This window comes from Pseudomonas sp. MOIL14HWK12:I1 (genome assembly GCF_000510705.1).
Taxonomy (GTDB): domain Bacteria; phylum Pseudomonadota; class Gammaproteobacteria; order Pseudomonadales; family Pseudomonadaceae; genus Chryseomonas; species Chryseomonas oryzihabitans.
This window is the reverse complement of the sequence record NZ_KI783308.1, coordinates 73016-90562: the sequence shown is the minus strand read 5'-3', so window position 1 is coordinate 90562 and position 17547 is coordinate 73016. Positions and strand designations below refer to the sequence as shown.

General features: G+C 67.0%; 15 protein-coding genes. 3 read left to right on the top strand and 12 right to left on the bottom strand.

What is annotated here, in order from left to right; genetic code table 11:
• Window positions 1-76: 76 nt before the first annotated feature.
• Both PSEK12I1_RS0118080 and pgm read left to right on the top strand, forming a co-directional pair.
• Complete coding sequence (locus PSEK12I1_RS0118080; RefSeq protein ID WP_027602479.1) at window positions 77-826, top strand: sulfite exporter TauE/SafE family protein; 750 nt, start codon at window positions 77-79, stop codon at window positions 824-826.
• Between the two features lie 159 nt (window positions 827-985).
• Window positions 986-2650, top strand: coding sequence for a phosphoglucomutase (alpha-D-glucose-1,6-bisphosphate-dependent) (gene pgm, locus PSEK12I1_RS0118075; protein ID WP_027602478.1), 1665 nt, complete (start codon window positions 986-988; stop codon window positions 2648-2650).
• Window positions 2651-2786: 136 nt separating this feature from the next.
• On the opposite strand, the gene lipA is transcribed toward pgm, so the two are convergent.
• The 12 genes from lipA to PSEK12I1_RS0118015 all read right to left on the bottom strand — a co-directional run bounded on the left by lipA (window position 2787) and on the right by PSEK12I1_RS0118015 (window position 13935).
• Entirely contained in the window at window positions 2787-3785 is a 999-nt protein-coding gene (gene lipA, locus PSEK12I1_RS0118070; protein ID WP_027602477.1) for a lipoyl synthase, read from the bottom strand.
• A 1-nt stretch (window position 3786) separates the two neighbouring features.
• Window positions 3787-4443 carry a lipoyl(octanoyl) transferase LipB gene (gene lipB / locus PSEK12I1_RS0118065; protein WP_007159661.1) on the bottom strand — a complete coding sequence of 219 codons (657 nt, stop codon included), beginning with the start codon at window positions 4441-4443 and terminating at the stop codon, window positions 3787-3789.
• Window positions 4443-4718 carry a DUF493 domain-containing protein gene (locus PSEK12I1_RS0118060; RefSeq protein ID WP_007159662.1) on the bottom strand — a complete coding sequence of 92 codons (276 nt, stop codon included), beginning with the start codon at window positions 4716-4718 and terminating at the stop codon, window positions 4443-4445. Before PSEK12I1_RS0118060 ends, lipB begins: the two co-directional genes overlap by 1 nt.
• Before the next feature lie 73 nt (window positions 4719-4791).
• Complete coding sequence (locus PSEK12I1_RS0118055; RefSeq protein WP_007159663.1) at window positions 4792-5952, bottom strand: D-alanyl-D-alanine carboxypeptidase family protein; 1161 nt, start codon at window positions 5950-5952, stop codon at window positions 4792-4794.
• Window positions 5953-6078: 126 nt separating this feature from the next.
• Window positions 6079-7068: a septal ring lytic transglycosylase RlpA family protein gene (locus PSEK12I1_RS0118050; protein ID WP_037007194.1), complete on the bottom strand. Its 990-nt coding sequence runs from the start codon at window positions 7066-7068 to the stop codon at window positions 6079-6081.
• On the bottom strand, window positions 7068-8072 hold the full coding sequence (mltB, locus tag PSEK12I1_RS0118045; protein WP_371099744.1) for a lytic murein transglycosylase B: 1005 nt from the start codon (window positions 8070-8072) through the stop codon (window positions 7068-7070). Before mltB ends, PSEK12I1_RS0118050 begins: the two co-directional genes overlap by 1 nt.
• Before the next feature lie 39 nt (window positions 8073-8111).
• Window positions 8112-9215 (bottom strand): rod shape-determining protein RodA, encoded by a 1104-nt coding sequence (gene rodA, locus PSEK12I1_RS0118040; protein WP_085982634.1) that lies wholly within the window; start codon window positions 9213-9215, stop codon window positions 8112-8114.
• Between the two features lie 44 nt (window positions 9216-9259).
• The gene (gene mrdA, locus PSEK12I1_RS0118035) at window positions 9260-11167 is read right to left on the bottom strand and encodes a penicillin-binding protein 2 (RefSeq protein WP_027602475.1); all 1908 of its coding nucleotides are present in this window, start codon (window positions 11165-11167) and stop codon (window positions 9260-9262) included.
• A 12-nt stretch (window positions 11168-11179) separates the two neighbouring features.
• Window positions 11180-11647, bottom strand: a complete 468-nt coding sequence (gene rlmH / locus PSEK12I1_RS0118030) for a 23S rRNA (pseudouridine(1915)-N(3))-methyltransferase RlmH (RefSeq protein WP_007159668.1) — start codon at window positions 11645-11647, stop codon at window positions 11180-11182.
• 5 nt (window positions 11648-11652) lie between these two features.
• The gene (rsfS, locus tag PSEK12I1_RS0118025; RefSeq protein WP_007159669.1) at window positions 11653-12003 is read right to left on the bottom strand and encodes a ribosome silencing factor; all 351 of its coding nucleotides are present in this window, start codon (window positions 12001-12003) and stop codon (window positions 11653-11655) included.
• Between the two features lie 10 nt (window positions 12004-12013).
• Entirely contained in the window at window positions 12014-12676 is a 663-nt protein-coding gene (gene nadD / locus PSEK12I1_RS0118020) for a nicotinate-nucleotide adenylyltransferase (protein ID WP_027597202.1), read from the bottom strand.
• Entirely contained in the window at window positions 12676-13935 is a 1260-nt protein-coding gene (locus tag PSEK12I1_RS0118015) for a glutamate-5-semialdehyde dehydrogenase (RefSeq protein ID WP_027602474.1), read from the bottom strand. The genes nadD and PSEK12I1_RS0118015 overlap by 1 nt, the downstream gene beginning before the upstream one ends.
• A gap of 252 nt (window positions 13936-14187) precedes the next feature.
• Between PSEK12I1_RS0118015 and PSEK12I1_RS25110 the strand changes: the two genes are divergently transcribed.
• Window positions 14188-17205, top strand: coding sequence for a cellulose biosynthesis protein BcsC (locus PSEK12I1_RS25110; RefSeq protein ID WP_027602473.1), 3018 nt, complete (start codon window positions 14188-14190; stop codon window positions 17203-17205).
• Window positions 17206-17547: the final 342 nt, after the last annotated feature.

Below are 17547 nucleotides of genomic sequence, written 5' to 3'. Positions count from 1 at the left end.
GGCAGCCTTCGCCAATCCCGGCTTCTCACCTGCGGTCCTGGACGCCATGGTAACCCCTCCACCCGCGGAGACGACCATGACCCTGCTGCTCTGTATCCTGATCTTCGTGCTCGCGGGGCTGACCAAGGGCGTGCTGGGCCTGGGCCTGCCCACCGTGGCCATGAGCCTGCTGGCGCTGCTGATGACGCCGGCCGAAGCCGCCGCCCTGCTGCTGATTCCCTCGCTGCTCACCAACGTCTGGCAATTCTGCGCCGGCCCCTCGCCCTGGCCGACGTTCAAGCGCCTGTTGCCGCTGCAACTGGCCCTGGTGCCCGGCACCCTGCTCAGTATCCCGTTGCTGACCGGAGGCGATGGCGCCGGACTCGCCGCTGCGCTGGGCGCGGTGCTGGTCGCCTATGGCCTGGTCGGCTGGACGAGCTGGCGCCTGCCCGCGCCTGGTCGTCATGAGGGCAAGGTCGCTCCGCTGGTGGGTTTCGTCACGGGTCTGATCACCGGCATGACCGGGGTCTTCGTGCTGCCGGCGGTGCCCTATCTGCAGAGTCTGGCGCTGGACAGGGAACAGCTGATCGAGGCCCTGGGCCTGACCTTCACCGTCGCCACCCTGGCCCTGCTGATGGGCCTCTGGTGGCAGGACGCCCTGGCGGTCGAGCGCCTGGGGGCTTCCAGTCTGCTGCTGCTACCGGCCCTCCTGGGCATGGCGCTGGGCCAGCGCCTGCGCCAGCGTCTCGATGAACGCCTGTTCCGCCGCCTGTTCTTTGGAGGATTGCTGCTGTTGGGCGCCTACGCCGTCCTGCATTATCTGCTGCGCCTGGGCTATCTTGGCTGAACCCGTCACAGCGCTGTCAGGTTCAGCCGGTGTAGGCTGCACCTTCGACGGGCAGCACGGTCTATGGGCGTAATCTAATGGTCGCCGCGCCGCGCTGCCCATTCAGAACCGGCCTTGTGCCTGACCGCTGCCTCTTTCTGACGTATACAGGACGCTTTCATGACGCTCGCTCCCAATGCAGGACGCCTTCCCGACGAGAACACCCTGACCCACCTGCCGCGCCTGGTGGCACGCTACTACAGCGATCGCCCCGACCCCAGCGATCCGGGTCAGCAGGTCGCCTTCGGCACCTCCGGGCACCGCGGTTCCTCGCTCAAGGGCAGCTTCAACGAGTGGCACATTCTCGCCATCACCCAGGCCATCTGCGAATACCGCAAGGCCCAGGGCGTCGATGGCCCGCTGTTCATGGGCATGGACACCCACGCGCTGTCCGAACCGGCCTTCATCTCCGCCTTGGAAGTGCTCGCCGCCAACGGCGTGGAGGTCCGTATCGACGCCGGCTGCGCCGAGACCCACGGCGAACCGGGCTATACCCCTACCCCGGCACTGTCCAACGCCATCCTCGAATACAACGCCGGCCGTAGCTCGGGCCTGGCCGACGGCATCGTCATCACCCCGTCGCACAATCCGCCGGCCGATGGCGGCTTCAAGTACAACCCCACCAATGGCGGCCCGGCCGACACCAACGTCACCAAGAGTATCCAGGACCGCGCCAATGCCCTGTTGGTGGCCGGTCTCGACGGCGTCAAGCGGATGGACTACCGCCAGGCGCTCAAGGCCGCCACCACCCACAAATTCGATTTCCTCGACAGCTACGTGAGCGGCCTGGGCCAGGTCATCGACCTGGACGCCATCCGCGGCTCCGGCCTGACCTTTGGCGTCGATCCCCTGGGCGGCGCCGGGGTGCACTACTGGCCGCGCATCGCCGAGCGCTATGGCCTGCCGCTGGAGGTGCTGTCGACCCGCGTCGACCAGACCTTCCGCTTCATGCGCCTGGACTGGGACGGCAAGATCCGCATGGACTGCAGCTCGCCCCACGCCATGGCCGGCCTGATCGAGAACAAGGACAGGTTCGACGTGTCCTTCGCCTGCGATACCGACCATGACCGCCACGGCATCGTCGCCCGCTCGGTGGGCCTGCTCAATCCCAACCACTACCTGGCGGTGGCCATCGAATACCTCTTCACCCACCGCCCGCAGTGGAGCCAACAGGCCGGCATCGGCAAGACCCTGGTGTCCTCCTCGATGATCGACCGCGTGGCCCAGGGCATCGGCCGCCAGGTGGTGGAAGTGCCGGTAGGCTTCAAGTGGTTCGTCGACGGCCTGCTGGATGGCAGCCTGGGCTTTGGTGGCGAGGAATCCGCCGGGGCTTCCTTCCTGCGCAAGGCCGGTGGCGCCTGGTCCACCGACAAGGACGGCATCATCCTCGGCCTGCTGGCCGCGGAAATCACCGCCGTGACCGGCAAGGATCCAGGCGAGCGCTACCAGGCCCTGACCGAGCGCTTCGGCGCTCCGGTCTACCAGCGCATCGACGCCGCCGCCGACCGCGAGCAGAAGGCCCGGCTGAGCAAGCTCTCCGCCGCCCAGGTCACCGCCAAGGAGCTGGCCGGCCAGCCGATCACTGCCATTCTCACCGAGGCCCCCGGCAACGGCGCCGCCATCGGTGGCCTCAAGGTAGTCACCGAAAACGGCTGGTTCGCCGCTCGCCCCTCCGGAACCGAGGACGTCTACAAGATCTACGCCGAAAGCTTCGAGGGCGAAGCCCACCTGGGGCGTATCCAGGAAGAAGCCAAGGCGCTGGTGGATGGCGTGCTGCGCGGGTAACGGGACTCTCCCCTCACCCCAACCCTCTCCCGAAGGGAGAGGGGGCTAGACGCGGATCGGAGTGGGGCTAGAGACTCCGCCTCCAACATGAAAAAGGGCAGCCACGGGGCTGCCCTTTTTCATGACGACGCCAGGATCAGTTGATCTTGGTGCCGTGCGCCTGCTGGTCGGCGTGGTAGGACGAACGTACCAGGGGACCGGAGGCGACGTTCTTGAAGCCCATCTTGGCGCCTTCCTCGGCGTACCAGGCGAAGGTATCCGGGTGGACGAAGCGCTGCACCGGCAGGTGGTTGCGCGAGGGCTGCAGGTACTGGCCGAGGGTCAGCATGTCGATCTCGTGCTCGCGCATGCGCTGCATGACCTCGATGACTTCCTCGTCGGTCTCGCCCAGGCCCAGCATCAGACCGGACTTGGTCGGCACATGGGGCACGCGCTTCTTGAAGTTCTGCAGCAGGTCCAGCGACCACTCGAAGTCCGAACCCGGGCGCGCGGCCTTGTACAGGCGCGGGACGGTCTCCAGGTTGTGGTTGAAGACATCCGGCGGCTCCTGCTCGGTGATGGCCAGGGCGACATCCATGCGACCGCGATAGTCCGGCACCAGGGTCTCCAGCTGGATGCCGGGGGTCAGCTTGCGGATCTCGCGCAGGCAGTCGACGAAGTGCTGGGCACCGCCGTCACGCAGGTCGTCGCGGTCCACCGAGGTGATCACCACGTACTTCAGACCCAGGTCGGCGATGGCCACCGCCAGGTTCTTCGGCTCGTCCACGTCCAGCGGCTTCGGCCGACCGTGGCCGACGTCGCAGAAGGGGCAGCGACGGGTGCAGATGTCACCCATGATCATGAAGGTGGCGGTGCCACCGGAGAAGCACTCGCCCAGGTTGGGGCAGGACGCCTCTTCGCAGACACTGTGCAGCTTGTGCTTGCGCAGCAGCTGCTTGATGCGCTCGACCTCGGGGGTGACCGGGATGCGCACGCGGATCCAGTCCGGCTTGCGCGGCAGCTCCTCGGTGGGAATGATCTTTACCGGGATGCGCGCGACCTTTTCGGCGCCGCGCAACTTGACGCCGGCTTCCACCTTGTTGGGGCGGGCGGGCGGGGNAAGGGTCTGGACGCTGTCTTGTACTGTAGTGGTCATGTCAATCCGATTCCAGGGTGATCGGTTCGGGGTAGCCCAGGCGCAGACTCAGGTGACGCACCAGAGACTCGCGGACCTCGTCGAAAGCTAGTGGCCCGGTCACCAGATCGCGGAGCTGGGTCATGGCCAGGCCGGCATAACCGCAGGGGTTGATCCGGCGGAAGGGTGCCAGATCCATGTCAACATTGAGCGCCAGGCCGTGGAAGGACCGGCCATTGCGGATGCGCAGACCGAGGGAGGCGATCTTGGCTCCGTCCACGTAGACACCCGGCGCATCGGCTCGGGCCGCGGCCTGCACGCCCCAGTCGGCGAGCAGCGCGATCAGGCTGTCTTCCATGGCGCTGACCAATTCTCGCACGCCCAGGCCCTTGCGGCGAACATCCAGCAGCACATAGGCGATGAGCTGACCGGGACCATGGTACGTGACCTGGCCGCCGCGATCGACCTGCACCACCGGAATGTCGCCCACGGCGAGCAGGTGCTCGGGCTTGCCGGCCTGGCCCTGGGTGAAGACCGCAGGGTGCTGCAGCAGCCAGAGTTCGTCGGGAGTGGCCGGGCCGCGTTCATCGGTGAAGCGGCGCATGGCCTCCAGGGTCGCCTCGTAGGGCCTCAGGCCCCAGCGGCGCACGCCCAGGCTGGCCGGGGCGGGAGTGGTCATCAGATCACCATGTGCACGCGGCCGGTGGCGCGCAGGTCCTGGTGGATGGCCTGCAGCTGGTCCACGCCGGTGGCGGTGATGAGCACCTGCACGGAGAGGAAGCGGCCGTTGCGACTGTCGCGGGTCACCAGGGTGCCGCGATCCAGATCCGGGGCATGGCGCTGGACGGTGTCGAGCACCAGCTCGGCGAAATCGGCACCGGCGTCGCCGATCACCTTGATCGGATAGCGCGGGCAGGGAAATTCGATCTTGGGGGGTTTAACGTCTTCGGTCATGCGGACTTCCAGGCCGAGCTCTGTCGGCAGGGGGTGAAAGGCCCGCAGATGCGGGCCTTTCCAGGGTGACGGATCAGTTGAACAATCCGTAGAAGAACAGGCGAATGCTATCCCACAGGCGACGGAAGAGGCCACCCTCCTCGACCGGCTGCAGCGCGACCAGGTCGGCGGTGTGCACCACCTTGTCATCCAGCTTCACCTCGACCTTGCCGATCACCTGGCCCTGGGCGATGGGCGCGATCAGCTGCGGGTTGAGCACCATCTCGGCGTGCAGCTTCTTGGCCTGACCGCGCGGCAGGGTCATGGTCAGGTCGTTGGCCAGACCGGCCTGGACTTCGCGGCTGTCACCCTTCCATACCGGCGCCTTGGCCAGCTCGGTGCCCTTCTTGTAGAAGGACTGGGTCTCGAAGAAGCGGAAACCGTAGGTCAGCAGCTTCTGGGTCTCGGCGGCGCGGGCCTGTTCGCTGTTGGTGCCGAAGACCACGGCGACCAGACGCATGCCGTCGCGCACGGCCGAGGCCACCAGGCAGTAGCCGGCTTCGTCGGTGTGGCCGGTCTTCAGGCCGTCGACGGTCTTGTCGCGCCACAGCAAGAGGTTGCGGTTGGGCTGCTTGATGTTGTTCCAGAAGAATTCCTTCTGGGAGTAGATGGCGTAGTGCTGGGCATCGGCGTTGATGATGGCGCGCGCCAGGATCGCCATGTCGTGGGCCGAGGAATAGTGATTCGGATCCGGCAGGCCGGTGGCGTCCATGAAGTGGGTGTTCTGCATGCCCAGCTTCTGCGCGGTGGTGTTCATCATGTCGGCGAAGGCGTCTTCGCTGCCGGCGATGTGCTCGGCCAGGGCGACGCTGGCGTCGTTGCCGGACTGGATGATGATGCCGTGCAGCAGGTCACCGACCGACACCTGGGTGCCGACCTTGATGAACATCCGCGAACCGCCGGTACGCCAGGCGTGCTCGCTAACGGTGACCATGTCCGATTCCTTGATGCGACCCCGGTTGATTTCCAGGGTGGCGATGTAGGCGGTCATCAGCTTGGTCAGGCTGGCCGGCGGCAGGCGCTGGTCGGAGTTGGATTCGGTGAGCACGGCGCCGCTGTTGGCATCCATGAGAATCCAGGCCTTGGCGGCCAGCTGGGGCGCCGCCGGAACCATTGTCTCGGCCGCCCAGACGGCCGGGACACAGGCGATCGTTACTAGGAGGAGCAGGCGTCGAGCGAGTTTTGCGATTGTCATCCGAATCTCTGAAAGGTTGGGGTATGGCAGGAGCAGCGGACCCAGACCGCACGGTCCACGGCGATCCGCGCGAGGCGGATCACGACGGCTGGGGCCGGCGACTGGGCGTCATGAAGCATCCCTGCTTCAATCCGGTTGCACGAGAGACGCCTGACCCAGGCGGGCCACGCGTACACTGTTCTGGAGCTGGGAAACCTCAGCCGGCTGGACCGGTCCGAGGCGGACCCGATGCAAGGTCTGCTGGTTGCGCACCGTCGAACTGATGAACACCGGGGCACCGGTCAGGTCGCTGAGCTTGTCCTTGAGCAATTCCGCAGCGTCCGGATTGGCGAAGGCCGCCACCTGCAGATAGAGCCCAGCGGCTGGGACAGAAACGTTTTTTTTTGCGTCGACGGCCGCGGGCGTCACCGGCTCGGCGTGCTGGTTGACCGGTGGCGTATAGGTCTCGATGGCGCCGAAGGTCTGGGTCTCGGTGGTCTTCTGGGCCACCGGCGCCTGGCGCGGCTGGGCCAGTACCATGGGCACCGCCTGGCCGCGCTGGGCCCAGTACTGCTGCGGATCTATGCCTTCGACGCTGACCCGGGCGGTGCCGATCTCGGCGTAGCCGAGCTTCTTGGCCGCGGCAAAGGACAGGTCGATGACCCGGTCGGAATAGAAGGGGCCGCGGTCGTTGACGCGCAGGATCACACTGCGGCCGTTGTCCAGGTTGGTGACCCGCACGTAGCTGGGTAGCGGCAGGGTCTTGTGCGCCGCGGTCATGCCATAGAGGTCGTAGGTCTCGCCGTTGGCGGTGGCCTGACCATGGAACTTGGTGCCGTACCAGGACGCGGTGCCGGTCACGCGGTAGTTGCGCGAATCGGTCAGCGGGAAATAGGTCTTGCCCAGCACGGTGTAGGGATTGTTCTTCAGCGGCCCGTTGTAGGGCATGGGCACGGCGTCGGGAATGCGGCTGACGTCCACGTCCCACCAGGGCGCGCCGTCACGGTGCGGACGCAGGTAGCCACCCGGTCCGGCCACGCCCTTGCTGGTCGGCTTGGGCGCCTGGCTGGAACAGCTCACCAGCAGCAGGCCGAGGCCCAGGCAACCGGCCAGGCGCGCCAGGGCAGTCAGGCGCATCACGGCTTGGCACCCTCGGCGGCATGGCGCTCGGCGATGGCATTGGCCAGATCGGTCACCGCCATGGCGTACATGACGCTGCGGTTGTATCGGGTAATGGCGTAGAAATTGGGCAGGCCCATCCAGTACTCCGGTCCCTTGTCTCCGTCGAGGCGGAACGAGGTTACACGCAAATCGTCACGCAGGGCAGGGTCTTGGGCGTTCCAGCCCAGGGCGCGCAACTCGGCGACGCTCTTGACCGGCTCGATGCCGGCCACCACGCCCTCCTCCACCCGCTCGCCGCTGACCTGGGCGCGAATGGCGGTGGGACCGCGTCCGGACCAGCCGTGGCGCTTGAAGTAGTTGGCCACGCTGCCGATGGCGTCGGTGGGATCGGACCAGATGTTGATGTGGCCGTCGCCGTCGAAGTCCACCGCATAGGCGCGGAAGCTGCCCGGCATGAATTGCGGCAGGCCCATGGCGCCGGCATAGGAACCGGTCAGGCTGAGCGGATCGACCTGCTGTTCGCGGGCGAGCAGCAGGAATTCGCGCAGCTGGCTACGGAAGAAGGGCGCGCGCGGCGGATAGTCGAAGGCCAGGGTCGAGAGCGCATCCAGCACCCGGTAGTTGCCGGTGTTGCGGCCGTAGAAGGTTTCCACGCCGATGATGGCGACGATGAACTGGGCCGGCACGTCGTATTCGCGCTCGGCGCGGGCCAGGGCCTCTTCGTGGGCCTTCCAGAAGTCGACGCCCTGGGCGATGCGCCGATCGGTGATGAAGATGGGGCGGTATTCGCTCCAGGGCTTGACCCGCTCGGCCGGTCGCGAGATGGCGTCGAGGATGGCCTGCTTGCGCTCGACCTCGCCGAACAGCGCCTGCAGCTGTTCCGGGGCGAAGCCATAGCTCTGACTCATCTCGGCGATGAAGTCGCGCGTCAGCGGTGCCGCGTCGTAGTCACCCGCGACGACGCCGGTCGTCACGCCCATCGCACCCGCGAGCCCCAGGCTCAGCAGGCAGCGACGCATCCATCCCATTGTCGGCATCTAACCCTTCTTTGTTGCGTGTTAAACCTGGGCAATCCACTTGCGGTGCGTGTGGATCGACATCAAAACTCCGAACCCGGTGAACAAGGTGACCACCGAGGTGCCGCCATAGCTGATGAATGGCAGCGGTACGCCCACCACGGGGAGCAGGCCGCTGACCATGCCGATGTTGACGAAGACATAGACGAAGAAGGTCATGGTCACGCCGCCGGCGAGCAACTTGCCGAACAACGTCTGGGCCTGCACCGTGATGGTCAGGCCGCGACCGATGAGCAGCAGATAGAGCACCAGCAGCAGGCAGACGCCGACCATGCCGAACTCTTCGCCGAGGACGGCAATGATAAAGTCCGTGTGACTTTCCGGCAAAAAATCCAGATGAGACTGGGTACCCAGCAGCCAGCCCTTGCCGAACACCCCGCCCGAGCCGATGGCGGCCTTGGACTGGATGATGTTCCAGCCGGCGCCCAGGGGGTCCATCTCCGGGTCGAGGAAGGTCAGGATCCGGCGCTTCTGGTAGTCGTGCAGGACAAAGAACCACATGGCCACCGCCAGGGGCACCGCGGCGCTCACCGCGCCGATCAGCCAGCGCCACTGCAGGCCGCCGACGAACAGCACGAAGCCGCCCGAGGCCAGTACCAGCATGGCGGTGCCGAGATCGGGCTGGTCGAGGATCAGCACGAAGGGCACCACCACCAGCGACAGGCTGATGACGCTGTGCTTGAAGTTGGGCGGCAGGCTGCGCTTGGACAGGTACCAGGCCATCATCATGGGCATCAAGAGCTTCATGAATTCCGACGGCTGGAAGCGGATGACCCCGGGAATGTTGATCCAGCGGGTGGCGCCCATGGCGTTGTGGCCCATGACGTCGACCACCACCAGCAGGGCCACGCCGATCACGTAGCCCAGGGGCACCCAGCGCGCCATGAAGCGCGGTTCGAGCTGGGCGACGACGGCCATGGCCACCAGGCCGAGGCCGAAGGAACTCGCCTGCTTGAACAGCAGGTCGAGATTGCGGCCGCCCGCGGAATAGAGGACGAACAGGCCGGTCGCCCCGAGCATCAGCAGCAGGATCAGCAAGGGGCCGTCGATGTGCAGGCGCTGCAGCAGGGTGGCGCGCCGCTTCATCACGTCCCCTTCGGGGATGGTGCGATCGAAGTTGGGAGCAAGACTCATGGCTGCACCTTGGTCGCGGCGGCGGTCGCCCCGGCGGTAGTCGGCTTGGCGTACTCGGCCTTGAGATGGCCCTGGTCATCGAGCAGCCAGGCGTCGAGCACCTGACGCGCGACCGGTCCGGCCACGGCGCCACCCGACTCCCCGTTCTCGACCATCACCGCCACGGCGATCTGCGGATTGTCCACCGGGGCGAAGGCGACGAACAGGGCGTGGTCGCGGTGGCGCTCCTTGAGCGCGGCCGAGTTGTACTTCTCGTTCTGGCGAATGGCGACCACCTGGGCGGTACCGCTCTTGCCGGCGATGCGGTACTGGGCACCGACGTTGAGCTTGTGGGCGGTGCCGCGCGGATTCTGCACCACCATCTCCATGCCGTGGATGGCTCTGTCCCAGTAGCTCGGGTCCTTGAGGTCGATGTCGGGCATGGGGTTGGGATCCGCCGGCGGCTGACCGTCGAGGGTCTTGGCCAGGTGCGGCCGGATCCACTGGCCATGGCTGGCGATCAGCGAGGTGACCTGAGCCAGTTGCAGCGGAGTCACCTGCATGTAGCCCTGGCCGATCCCGAGGATCAGCGTCTCGCCGGGGAACCAGGCCTGGCGGCGGGTGGCGCGCTTCCACTGGCGCGACGGCATCAGCCCCGGCGCTTCCTCGAACATGTCCAGGGCGACCTTCTGGCCAAGGCCGAACTTGCCCATGTATTCGGAGAGGCGATCGATGCCGATCTTGTGGGCGAGGTCGTAGAAGTAGGTGTCGTTGGACCTCATCAGCGCCGTATCCATGTCCACGTAGCCGTCGCCGCCGTGGTTCCAGTTGCGGTACTTGTGATCGTAGTTGGGCAACTCGTAGTAGCCCGGGTCGAAGACCCTGGCCTGGGGCGTGGTGGCGCCGGTGTCGAGACCGGCGATGGCCACCGCCGGCTTGATGGTCGAACCGGGCGGATAGAGGCCGCGCAGCACCCGGTTGTAGAGCGGGCGATCGATGGAGTCGCGCAGCTCGGAATATTCCTTGAAGCTGATCCCGGTGACGAAGGGATTCGGGTCGTAGCTCGGCTGGCTGACCATGGCCAGCACCTCGCCGGTCTTGGGCTGGATGGCGACGATGGCCCCGCGACGTCCGCCCAGGGCGGCTTCGGCGGCGGCCTGCAGCCGCGAGTCGATGGTCAGGACGATGTCCTTGCCCGGCTTGGGGTCGGTGCGATTGAGCACCCGCAGGACCCGGCCACGGGCGTTGGTCTCCACCTCTTCGTAGCCCACCTCGCCGTGCAGTTCGGGCTCGTAGAAGCGCTCCACGCCGGTCTTGCCGATGTGGTGGGTGCCGCTGTAGTTGACCGGATCCAGGCGCTTGAGCTCCTGTTCGTTGATCCGCCCGACATAGCCCACCGAATGGGCGAAGTGCTCGCCCATGGGATAGTGCCGCACCAGCTGCGCCGTCACCTCGACCCCGGGCAGGCGGAACTGGTTGACGGCGATCTTGGCGATCTGCTCTTCGGTCAGCTCGAACAGCACCGGCACCGGCTCGAACGGCCGCCGCCCCTGCTTCATGCGCTTTTCGAACAGCTCGCGGTCTTCCTCGGTCAGGCCCAGGACCTGCACCAGGGTATCGAGGGTCTGCCGCCAGTTGTCGGCCCGCTCCCGGGTGATGGTCAGGCTGAAGCTGGGGCGGTTGTCGGCGACGATGATGCCGTTGCGGTCGTAGATCAGGCCGCGGGTGGGCGGGATCGGCTGGACATGGACCCGGTTGTTTTCCGACAGGGTCGAGTGGTAGTCGTGTTGGATGACCTGCAGGTAGTACATGCGCGCCACCAGTACGCAGGCGAGCACGAGAAAGAGCACCGCCCCGACGGTCACGCGGGCGCGGACGAGCTGGGCGTCTTTCTCGTGGTCCTTGAGGCGTATGGGTTGCGACATCGCAGGTACGAACTACTTGTGATACGGATGGCCGGCCAGTACGGTCCAGGCGCGATAGAGCTGCTCACCGACGAGGATGCGCACCAGCGGATGCGGCAGGGTCAGCGGCGAGAGCGACCAGCGCTGTTCGCTGCGCGCCTGCACCTCGGGAGCGAGACCCTCGGGACCGCCGACCATGAGGTTGACGGTCCGGGCTTCCAGGCGCCACTGCTGGAGTGTTTCAGCCAGTTGCTCGGTGCTCCAGGGCTTGCCGGTGACCTCCAGGGTCACCACACGCTCGCCCGGCTGCACCTTGGCCAGCATGGCCTCACCCTCCTGGCGGATCAGCCGGGCGACGTCGGCGTTCTTGCCACGGGTCTGCAGCGGGATCTCGACGAGTTCCAGCGGCAGTTCCGGCGGCAGACGCTTGACGTACTCGTGCCAGCCCTCTTCGACCCAGCGCGGCATGCGCGAGCCGACGGCGATGAGACGCAGGCGCACCGGGCTTATTCGCCGTGGGCGGCGCGGCTCTGCTCGGCACCGCGCCAGAGGCGCTCGAGGTCATAGAACTCGCGGGTGGTCGGCAGCATCACGTGGACGACCACGTCGCCCAGGTCGAGCAGCGCCCATTCGCCGCCTTCCAGGCCTTCGCTGCCCAGCGGGCGCACGCCCTGCTGCTTGACCTTTTCCAGCACGTTGTCGGCCAGCGACTTGACGTGGCGGCTGGAGGTGCCGCTGGCGATGACCATGATGTCGGTCACGCTGGTCTTTTCCCGCACGTCCAGGGAGATGATGTCCTGGGCCTTCATGTCTTCCAGGGCGGCGATGGCCACCTGGACGAGTTGTTCGCTTTGCATGGTGTAGCTCTTACCTCGGTTCGGAGGACGCCGGATAGAGGCCGTGCGTCCGGATGTAGTCAAGCACGGCATCGGGCACCAGGAAGCGGATGGACTTCCCGGTGGCCAAGAGGCCGCGGATCTGGGTGGCGGACACCGCGAGCGGGTTCTGCCAGATAAAGGTGATCTGCCCGCCCGGCCCCTTGAGGGCCTGGGGATCGGGCTGACTGCGCGCCGCCAGGAAATCGCGCAATTCCTGGCAGGGCTCGCTGTCGGCGTCGGGTCGTTGCAGGACCAGGATGTGGCACAGCTCCAGCAACTCGCGCCAGCGGTGCCAACTCGGCAGGCCGCAGAAGGCGTCCCAGCCCAGCATGAGCAACAGCTGCACCTCATCGCCGAGTTCGGCGCGCAGGCTTTCCAGGGTCTCTATGGTATAGGAGTGGCGCGTCCGGCGCAGTTCCCGGTCATCGACCACCAGGGTCGCGACGTCGGCCACCGCCAGGCGCACCATCGCCAGGCGATCCTCGGCGGAGACGCTGGGCGCCTCGCGATGGGGCGGCCGGGCACTGGGGATCAGCCGCAATTCGTCCAGCGCCAGGGCCTCGGCCACCTCCAGCGCCGCGCGCAGGTGACCGATGTGCACGGGATCGAAGGTACCGCCGAACAAGCCGATGCGGGTGGGCAGGCTGCTCATCAGCTGCGGACGTGACCGTCGCCGAAGACCACGTATTTCTCGCTGGTCAGTCCTTCCAGGCCCACCGGCCCGCGGGCGTGCAGCTTGTCGGTGGAGATGCCGATTTCGGCGCCCAGGCCGTATTCGAAGCCGTCGGCGAAGCAGGTCGGGGCGTTGACCATGACCGAACTGGAATCCACTTCGGCCAGGAAGCGGCGCGAGCGACCGAGGCTCTCCGTCACGATCGCATCGGTGTGATGGGAACCGTAGTGGTTGATGTGCTCGATGGCCTGGTCCAGACCCTCGACGATGCGAATCGACAGAATGGGCGCGAGATACTCGGTAGACCAGTCGGCCTCGGTGGCGGGCACGGCCTGGATCAGATCGCGCGTACGCTCGCAGCCCCTCAGTTCCACGCCCTGCTCCTCGAAGCGGCGCGCCATGGCCGGCAGGAAGGCCTCGGCCACCTGGGCATCGACCAGCAGCGTTTCCATGGCACCGCAGATGCCATAGCGGTAGCACTTGGCGTTCAAGGCGATGGACTCGGCCTTGGCGAGATCCGCAGCCGCGTCGACATAGACATGGCAGATACCGTCGAGGTGCTTGATCACCGGGACGCGGGCATCGCTGCTGATGCGTTCGATCAGATTCTTGCCACCGCGCGGCACGATGACGTCGACGAACTCGGGCATGGTGATCAGGGCGCCGACGGCAGCCCGGTCGGTGGTTTCCACCACCTGGACCGCAGCGGCGGGCAAGCCGACCTTGGCCAGGCCTTGCTGAATGCAGGCGGCGATGGCGCGATTGGAGCGAATGGCTTCTGAACCACCGCGCAGAATGGTGGCATTGCCTGACTTCAGGCAGAGACTGGCCGCGTCGATCGTCACGTTGGGCCGGGATTCATAGATGATGCCGATGACCCCGAGCGGCACGCGCATCTTGCCGATCTGGATCCCGGACGGCCGGGCACTCAGGTCTCGAACGGCACCCACCGGATCGGGCAAGGCGGCGACCTGCTTGAGGCCGTTGATCATCGCGTCGATACGCGCCGGCGTCAGCGTCAGTCGATCCAGCAACGCCGATTCGAGCCCCGCAGCCGTGGCGGCCGCGACATCCTCGGCGTTGGCCGCGATCAACCCTTCACGATCGGCGCCCAGGGCGTCGGCAATGGCGGTCAGCGCCAGGTTCTTCTGGCCAGTGGACGTACGCGCGAGGACCCGCGACGCGGCACGGGCAGCCTGGCCAAGACGGGTCATGTAGGCGGAGACGGACTCGGTCATGGTCGGCGGCCTGCGAAAGACGGTGGGAAAGCCGCAGAGTATAGCGTCGCCGGGCCCTGCGCGGCCAGCGCCGAGGGGCCTGGCGATGGCATTCGCCTGCTCGATTTGGTTGACTCGCCACGGCCTGTCGGGAATCATCCGCGGCTGTATTTGCCGTTCAGCTTGCGTTCAGCTATTCCCTTATAGCCGAAATCGTCCCCAGCTCTGCGCCAGGTGCTGCAGCGACGCCTACCAGTCTTCACGGAAAGAACCATGCCCAAGCACCTCACCTTGTCCCTTGGTCTGCTCGCCCTGCTGATTCATGCCGACGCGACCTGGGCCGCCGCTGCCGACACCGCGCCGAGCGCGGCCGCCGTCCAGGCCCTGGAAGCCCAGCTGAAGAAGACGCCCCAGGATCCGGACGCCCTGGGCAAGCTGGGCAGTGCCCGCCTGGCGCAGCAGCGCTGGACCGATGCCGAGCAGTTGCTGACCCAGGCCGTGCAGAAAGGCGGCAAGACCTGGCAGCCGGCGCTGGACGAGGCGCGCTACCACCACCTGCTGGAACGCGCCCATGCCGCCGAGAACAAGCGCGAGCTGGACCAGGCGCGGGATCTCAGCGTGGAAGCCATCCGCCTGAAGCCCGAAGCGGTCGAGGCGCAGCTGTTCCTCGCCGGCATCCAGAGCCAGAAGCGCCAATGGGAACTGGCCGAGGCCACCTACCGCCAGGTGCTGATGCGCGAGCCGGCCAACGTCGACGCCTACTACGGACGCATCGCCGCGCTCAACGAGCTGGGCCGCACCGAGGAAGCCCTGCAACTCACCAAGAATCTGCAGCCGAGCGCCAAGAATCAGGTCAAGGGCCTGGATCGCCTGCGCGCCGGCCAGGCCATGCAGGAAGCCGAAGCCGCCGAGGCGCGGGGCGATCTGCAGGGTGCCTCGCGCTTGCTGGAACAGGCGCGCCAGGAGTCCCCGGAGGATCCCTGGCTGCGCCTGGCCCAGGCTCGCCTGGAGGTCCGCCAGGGCCGGCCGCGCGCCGCCCGCGACCTGGTGGACAGCCTGGTCAAGGATGGCGCCCAGCGCCCCGAGGTGCTCTATGCCAGCGCCCTGCTGTCCAACGAGCTGGGCGAATACCCGCGCGCCATGCAGACCCTGATGCGCATTCCCCAGGCCCAGCGTTCGCCGGACATGAACGCCCTGGCCGCGCGCATCACCTTCAACGAACAACTGGCCGAGACCGTGGCCCTGGCCAAGCAGGGGCGCCGCGAGGAAGCGCGCAGCCTGATGCAGCGCCTGGAAGCCCGCGCCGGTCGCAATCCGGATCTGATCGGCGACCTGGCCGAGGCCTTCGCCACCGCCGGCGATCCCGAGCACGGCCTGGCCCTGCTCAAGCCGATGATCACCGGCGATACCCGCCCGGCGCCCGCCATGCAGCTGCACTACGCCAGCATCCAGCTGCAGCTGAACCAGGACCAGACCGTGGGCAACGTCCTGCGCGACCTGCAGGGCGTGGTGCTCGACAGCGGCGAGAAGCAGCAGTACGACGACCTCCTCGCCCGCTATCGCATCCGTCAGGCCGATCGCCTCACCGACCAGGGCAAGCTGGCCGCCGCCTACGACACCCTGGCCCCGGCGCTCAAGGCCCGTCCTGACGACAAGGCCGCCCAGGCCGCCCTGGCGCGCATGTACCTGGCCAGCGGCGACACCCAGAAGGCGCGCCAGCTCTATCGCGACGTGCTCAGCGACCAGCCGAAGGACGCCGAACTCTATCTGGGCGCCGCCGAGATCGCCGCCAAGTCCCAGGACAGCGTCACCGCCCGCCAGTATCTGGACCAGGCGGTCAAGCTGGGCCAGAGCGATCCCCTGGTGCTGCGCCGCGCCGCCCTGCTCTACCGCGACATCGGCATGGCCGGTACCGCCACCGGCCTGCTGGAGCAGGTGGTCCAGGTGGAGCGCAAGGATCGCGAATCCGCGGCCCGCGCCGCCGGTGCCAGCGACAACCCCTTCGCCGCCCTGCCCGGCCAGACCCGCAGCGATGACGCCCTGGCCGCCGTTCCGGCCGCCGCGGGTGGCAACGCCGGCAGCGCCGACTACGCCTGGAGCGATCCGCTGCAGGCGCAGAAGGCTGCCAACAATCCCTTCAGCGACCTGTCCGTGGTGCCCACCAGCAGCCTGTCGAGCACCCTGGCCACCGAGCAGATCCTTGGCCAGCTGCAGCGCGAGCGCAGCATCCGCATCACCCAGGGCCTCAGCGTACGCAGCTACGATCCCAGTGGCAGTTCGCGCCAGACCACCGTCAGCGCGCCGCTGGAGATCTCCTTCCCCGCCGGCGACCAACGCCTGGCCGTGCGCGTCACCCCGACGCGCATCAACGACAGCAGCAGCGACGGCAGCCAGAAGGAAAACGGCGTGGCGGCGTCCATCGCCGTGGAAGACGCGGGCCGCGGGCTCAAGGGCGACATCGGCGTCTCGCCGGTGGGCCTGAGATACAGCACCGTGGTTGGCGGCGCGACCCTGGAGCGCCCGCTGAGCAGCCTCAGCGAGAACCTGCTCTATGCCCTGAGCGTATCGCGCCGTTCGGTGACCGATTCCCTGGCGTCCTATGGAGGCATCCGCGATCCGCGCACCGGCCAGGAGTGGGGCGGCGTCACCGCCAACGGCGGCCTGGCGCGGCTGAGATACGACGACGGTCGCTACGGCTCCTACATCTATGGCGCGGCCCATCGCCTGACCGGCCACGACGTCAAGGACAACGACCGCTTCGAGATCGGCACCGGCGTCTACTACTACCTGCGCAATGGCCCGGACAGCCTGTTCACCGTGGGCCTCTCGGCCACCGCGATCGGCTACGACAACAACCAGAACCACCTGACCTACGGCCATGGCGGCTACTTCAGCCCGCAGCGCTACTTCGCCATCGGCGTGCCCCTGGTGTGGGCGCAGCGCGGCGATCTCTGGGCCTACCAGGTGCAGGGCATGCTGGGCGTGCAGACCATTCGCCAGGACGCCGCGGATCGCTATCCAGACGACGCCGCCCTGCAGGCCGCCGCGGAAGCCGCGGGCCAAGGCCAGTACGGCAGCAAGAGCAAGACCGGCGTGGCCTACAGCCTTTCCGCCAATGGCGAATACCGCCTCAGCGGGCAATTCGCCCTGGGCGGTCGCCTGGGCCTGGACAACGCCCAGGACGAGCGCGACGTCAACGGCAACCTCTATCTGCGCTACTTCTTCGAAGAGCAGGAAGGCCGACCGCAACTCTCGCGGCCGCAGCCCTACCGCTCGCGCAACGAGGAATAAGAAAAAAGGCCCGCACCCGCGGGCCTTTTTTCTAGCCGCCGCACCCTGCCCAGCGCCGCCGAAACGACCGCTCGTCCCCGCGTTCGTCGCCACCGCGACCGCCCCGTCCCCGCGTCATGCCTTTCGTCCGCACGGCGCCAGGCGTGACGTTGACGGGTGCCCGAGGTGATCTAAACATTGAAGCGAGCCGGCGCTGAAAAGCGAGACGATCCGTTCGCTCCGCTTCGATGCCCGCATACGCATTTTCAATTGGTGCGTCACGAACTCCGCGTGACAGTATCCACAAAAATGACACCTGATGGCTTTTAGCCATAATTTTGACGTCAAGCATTCACGCAGACC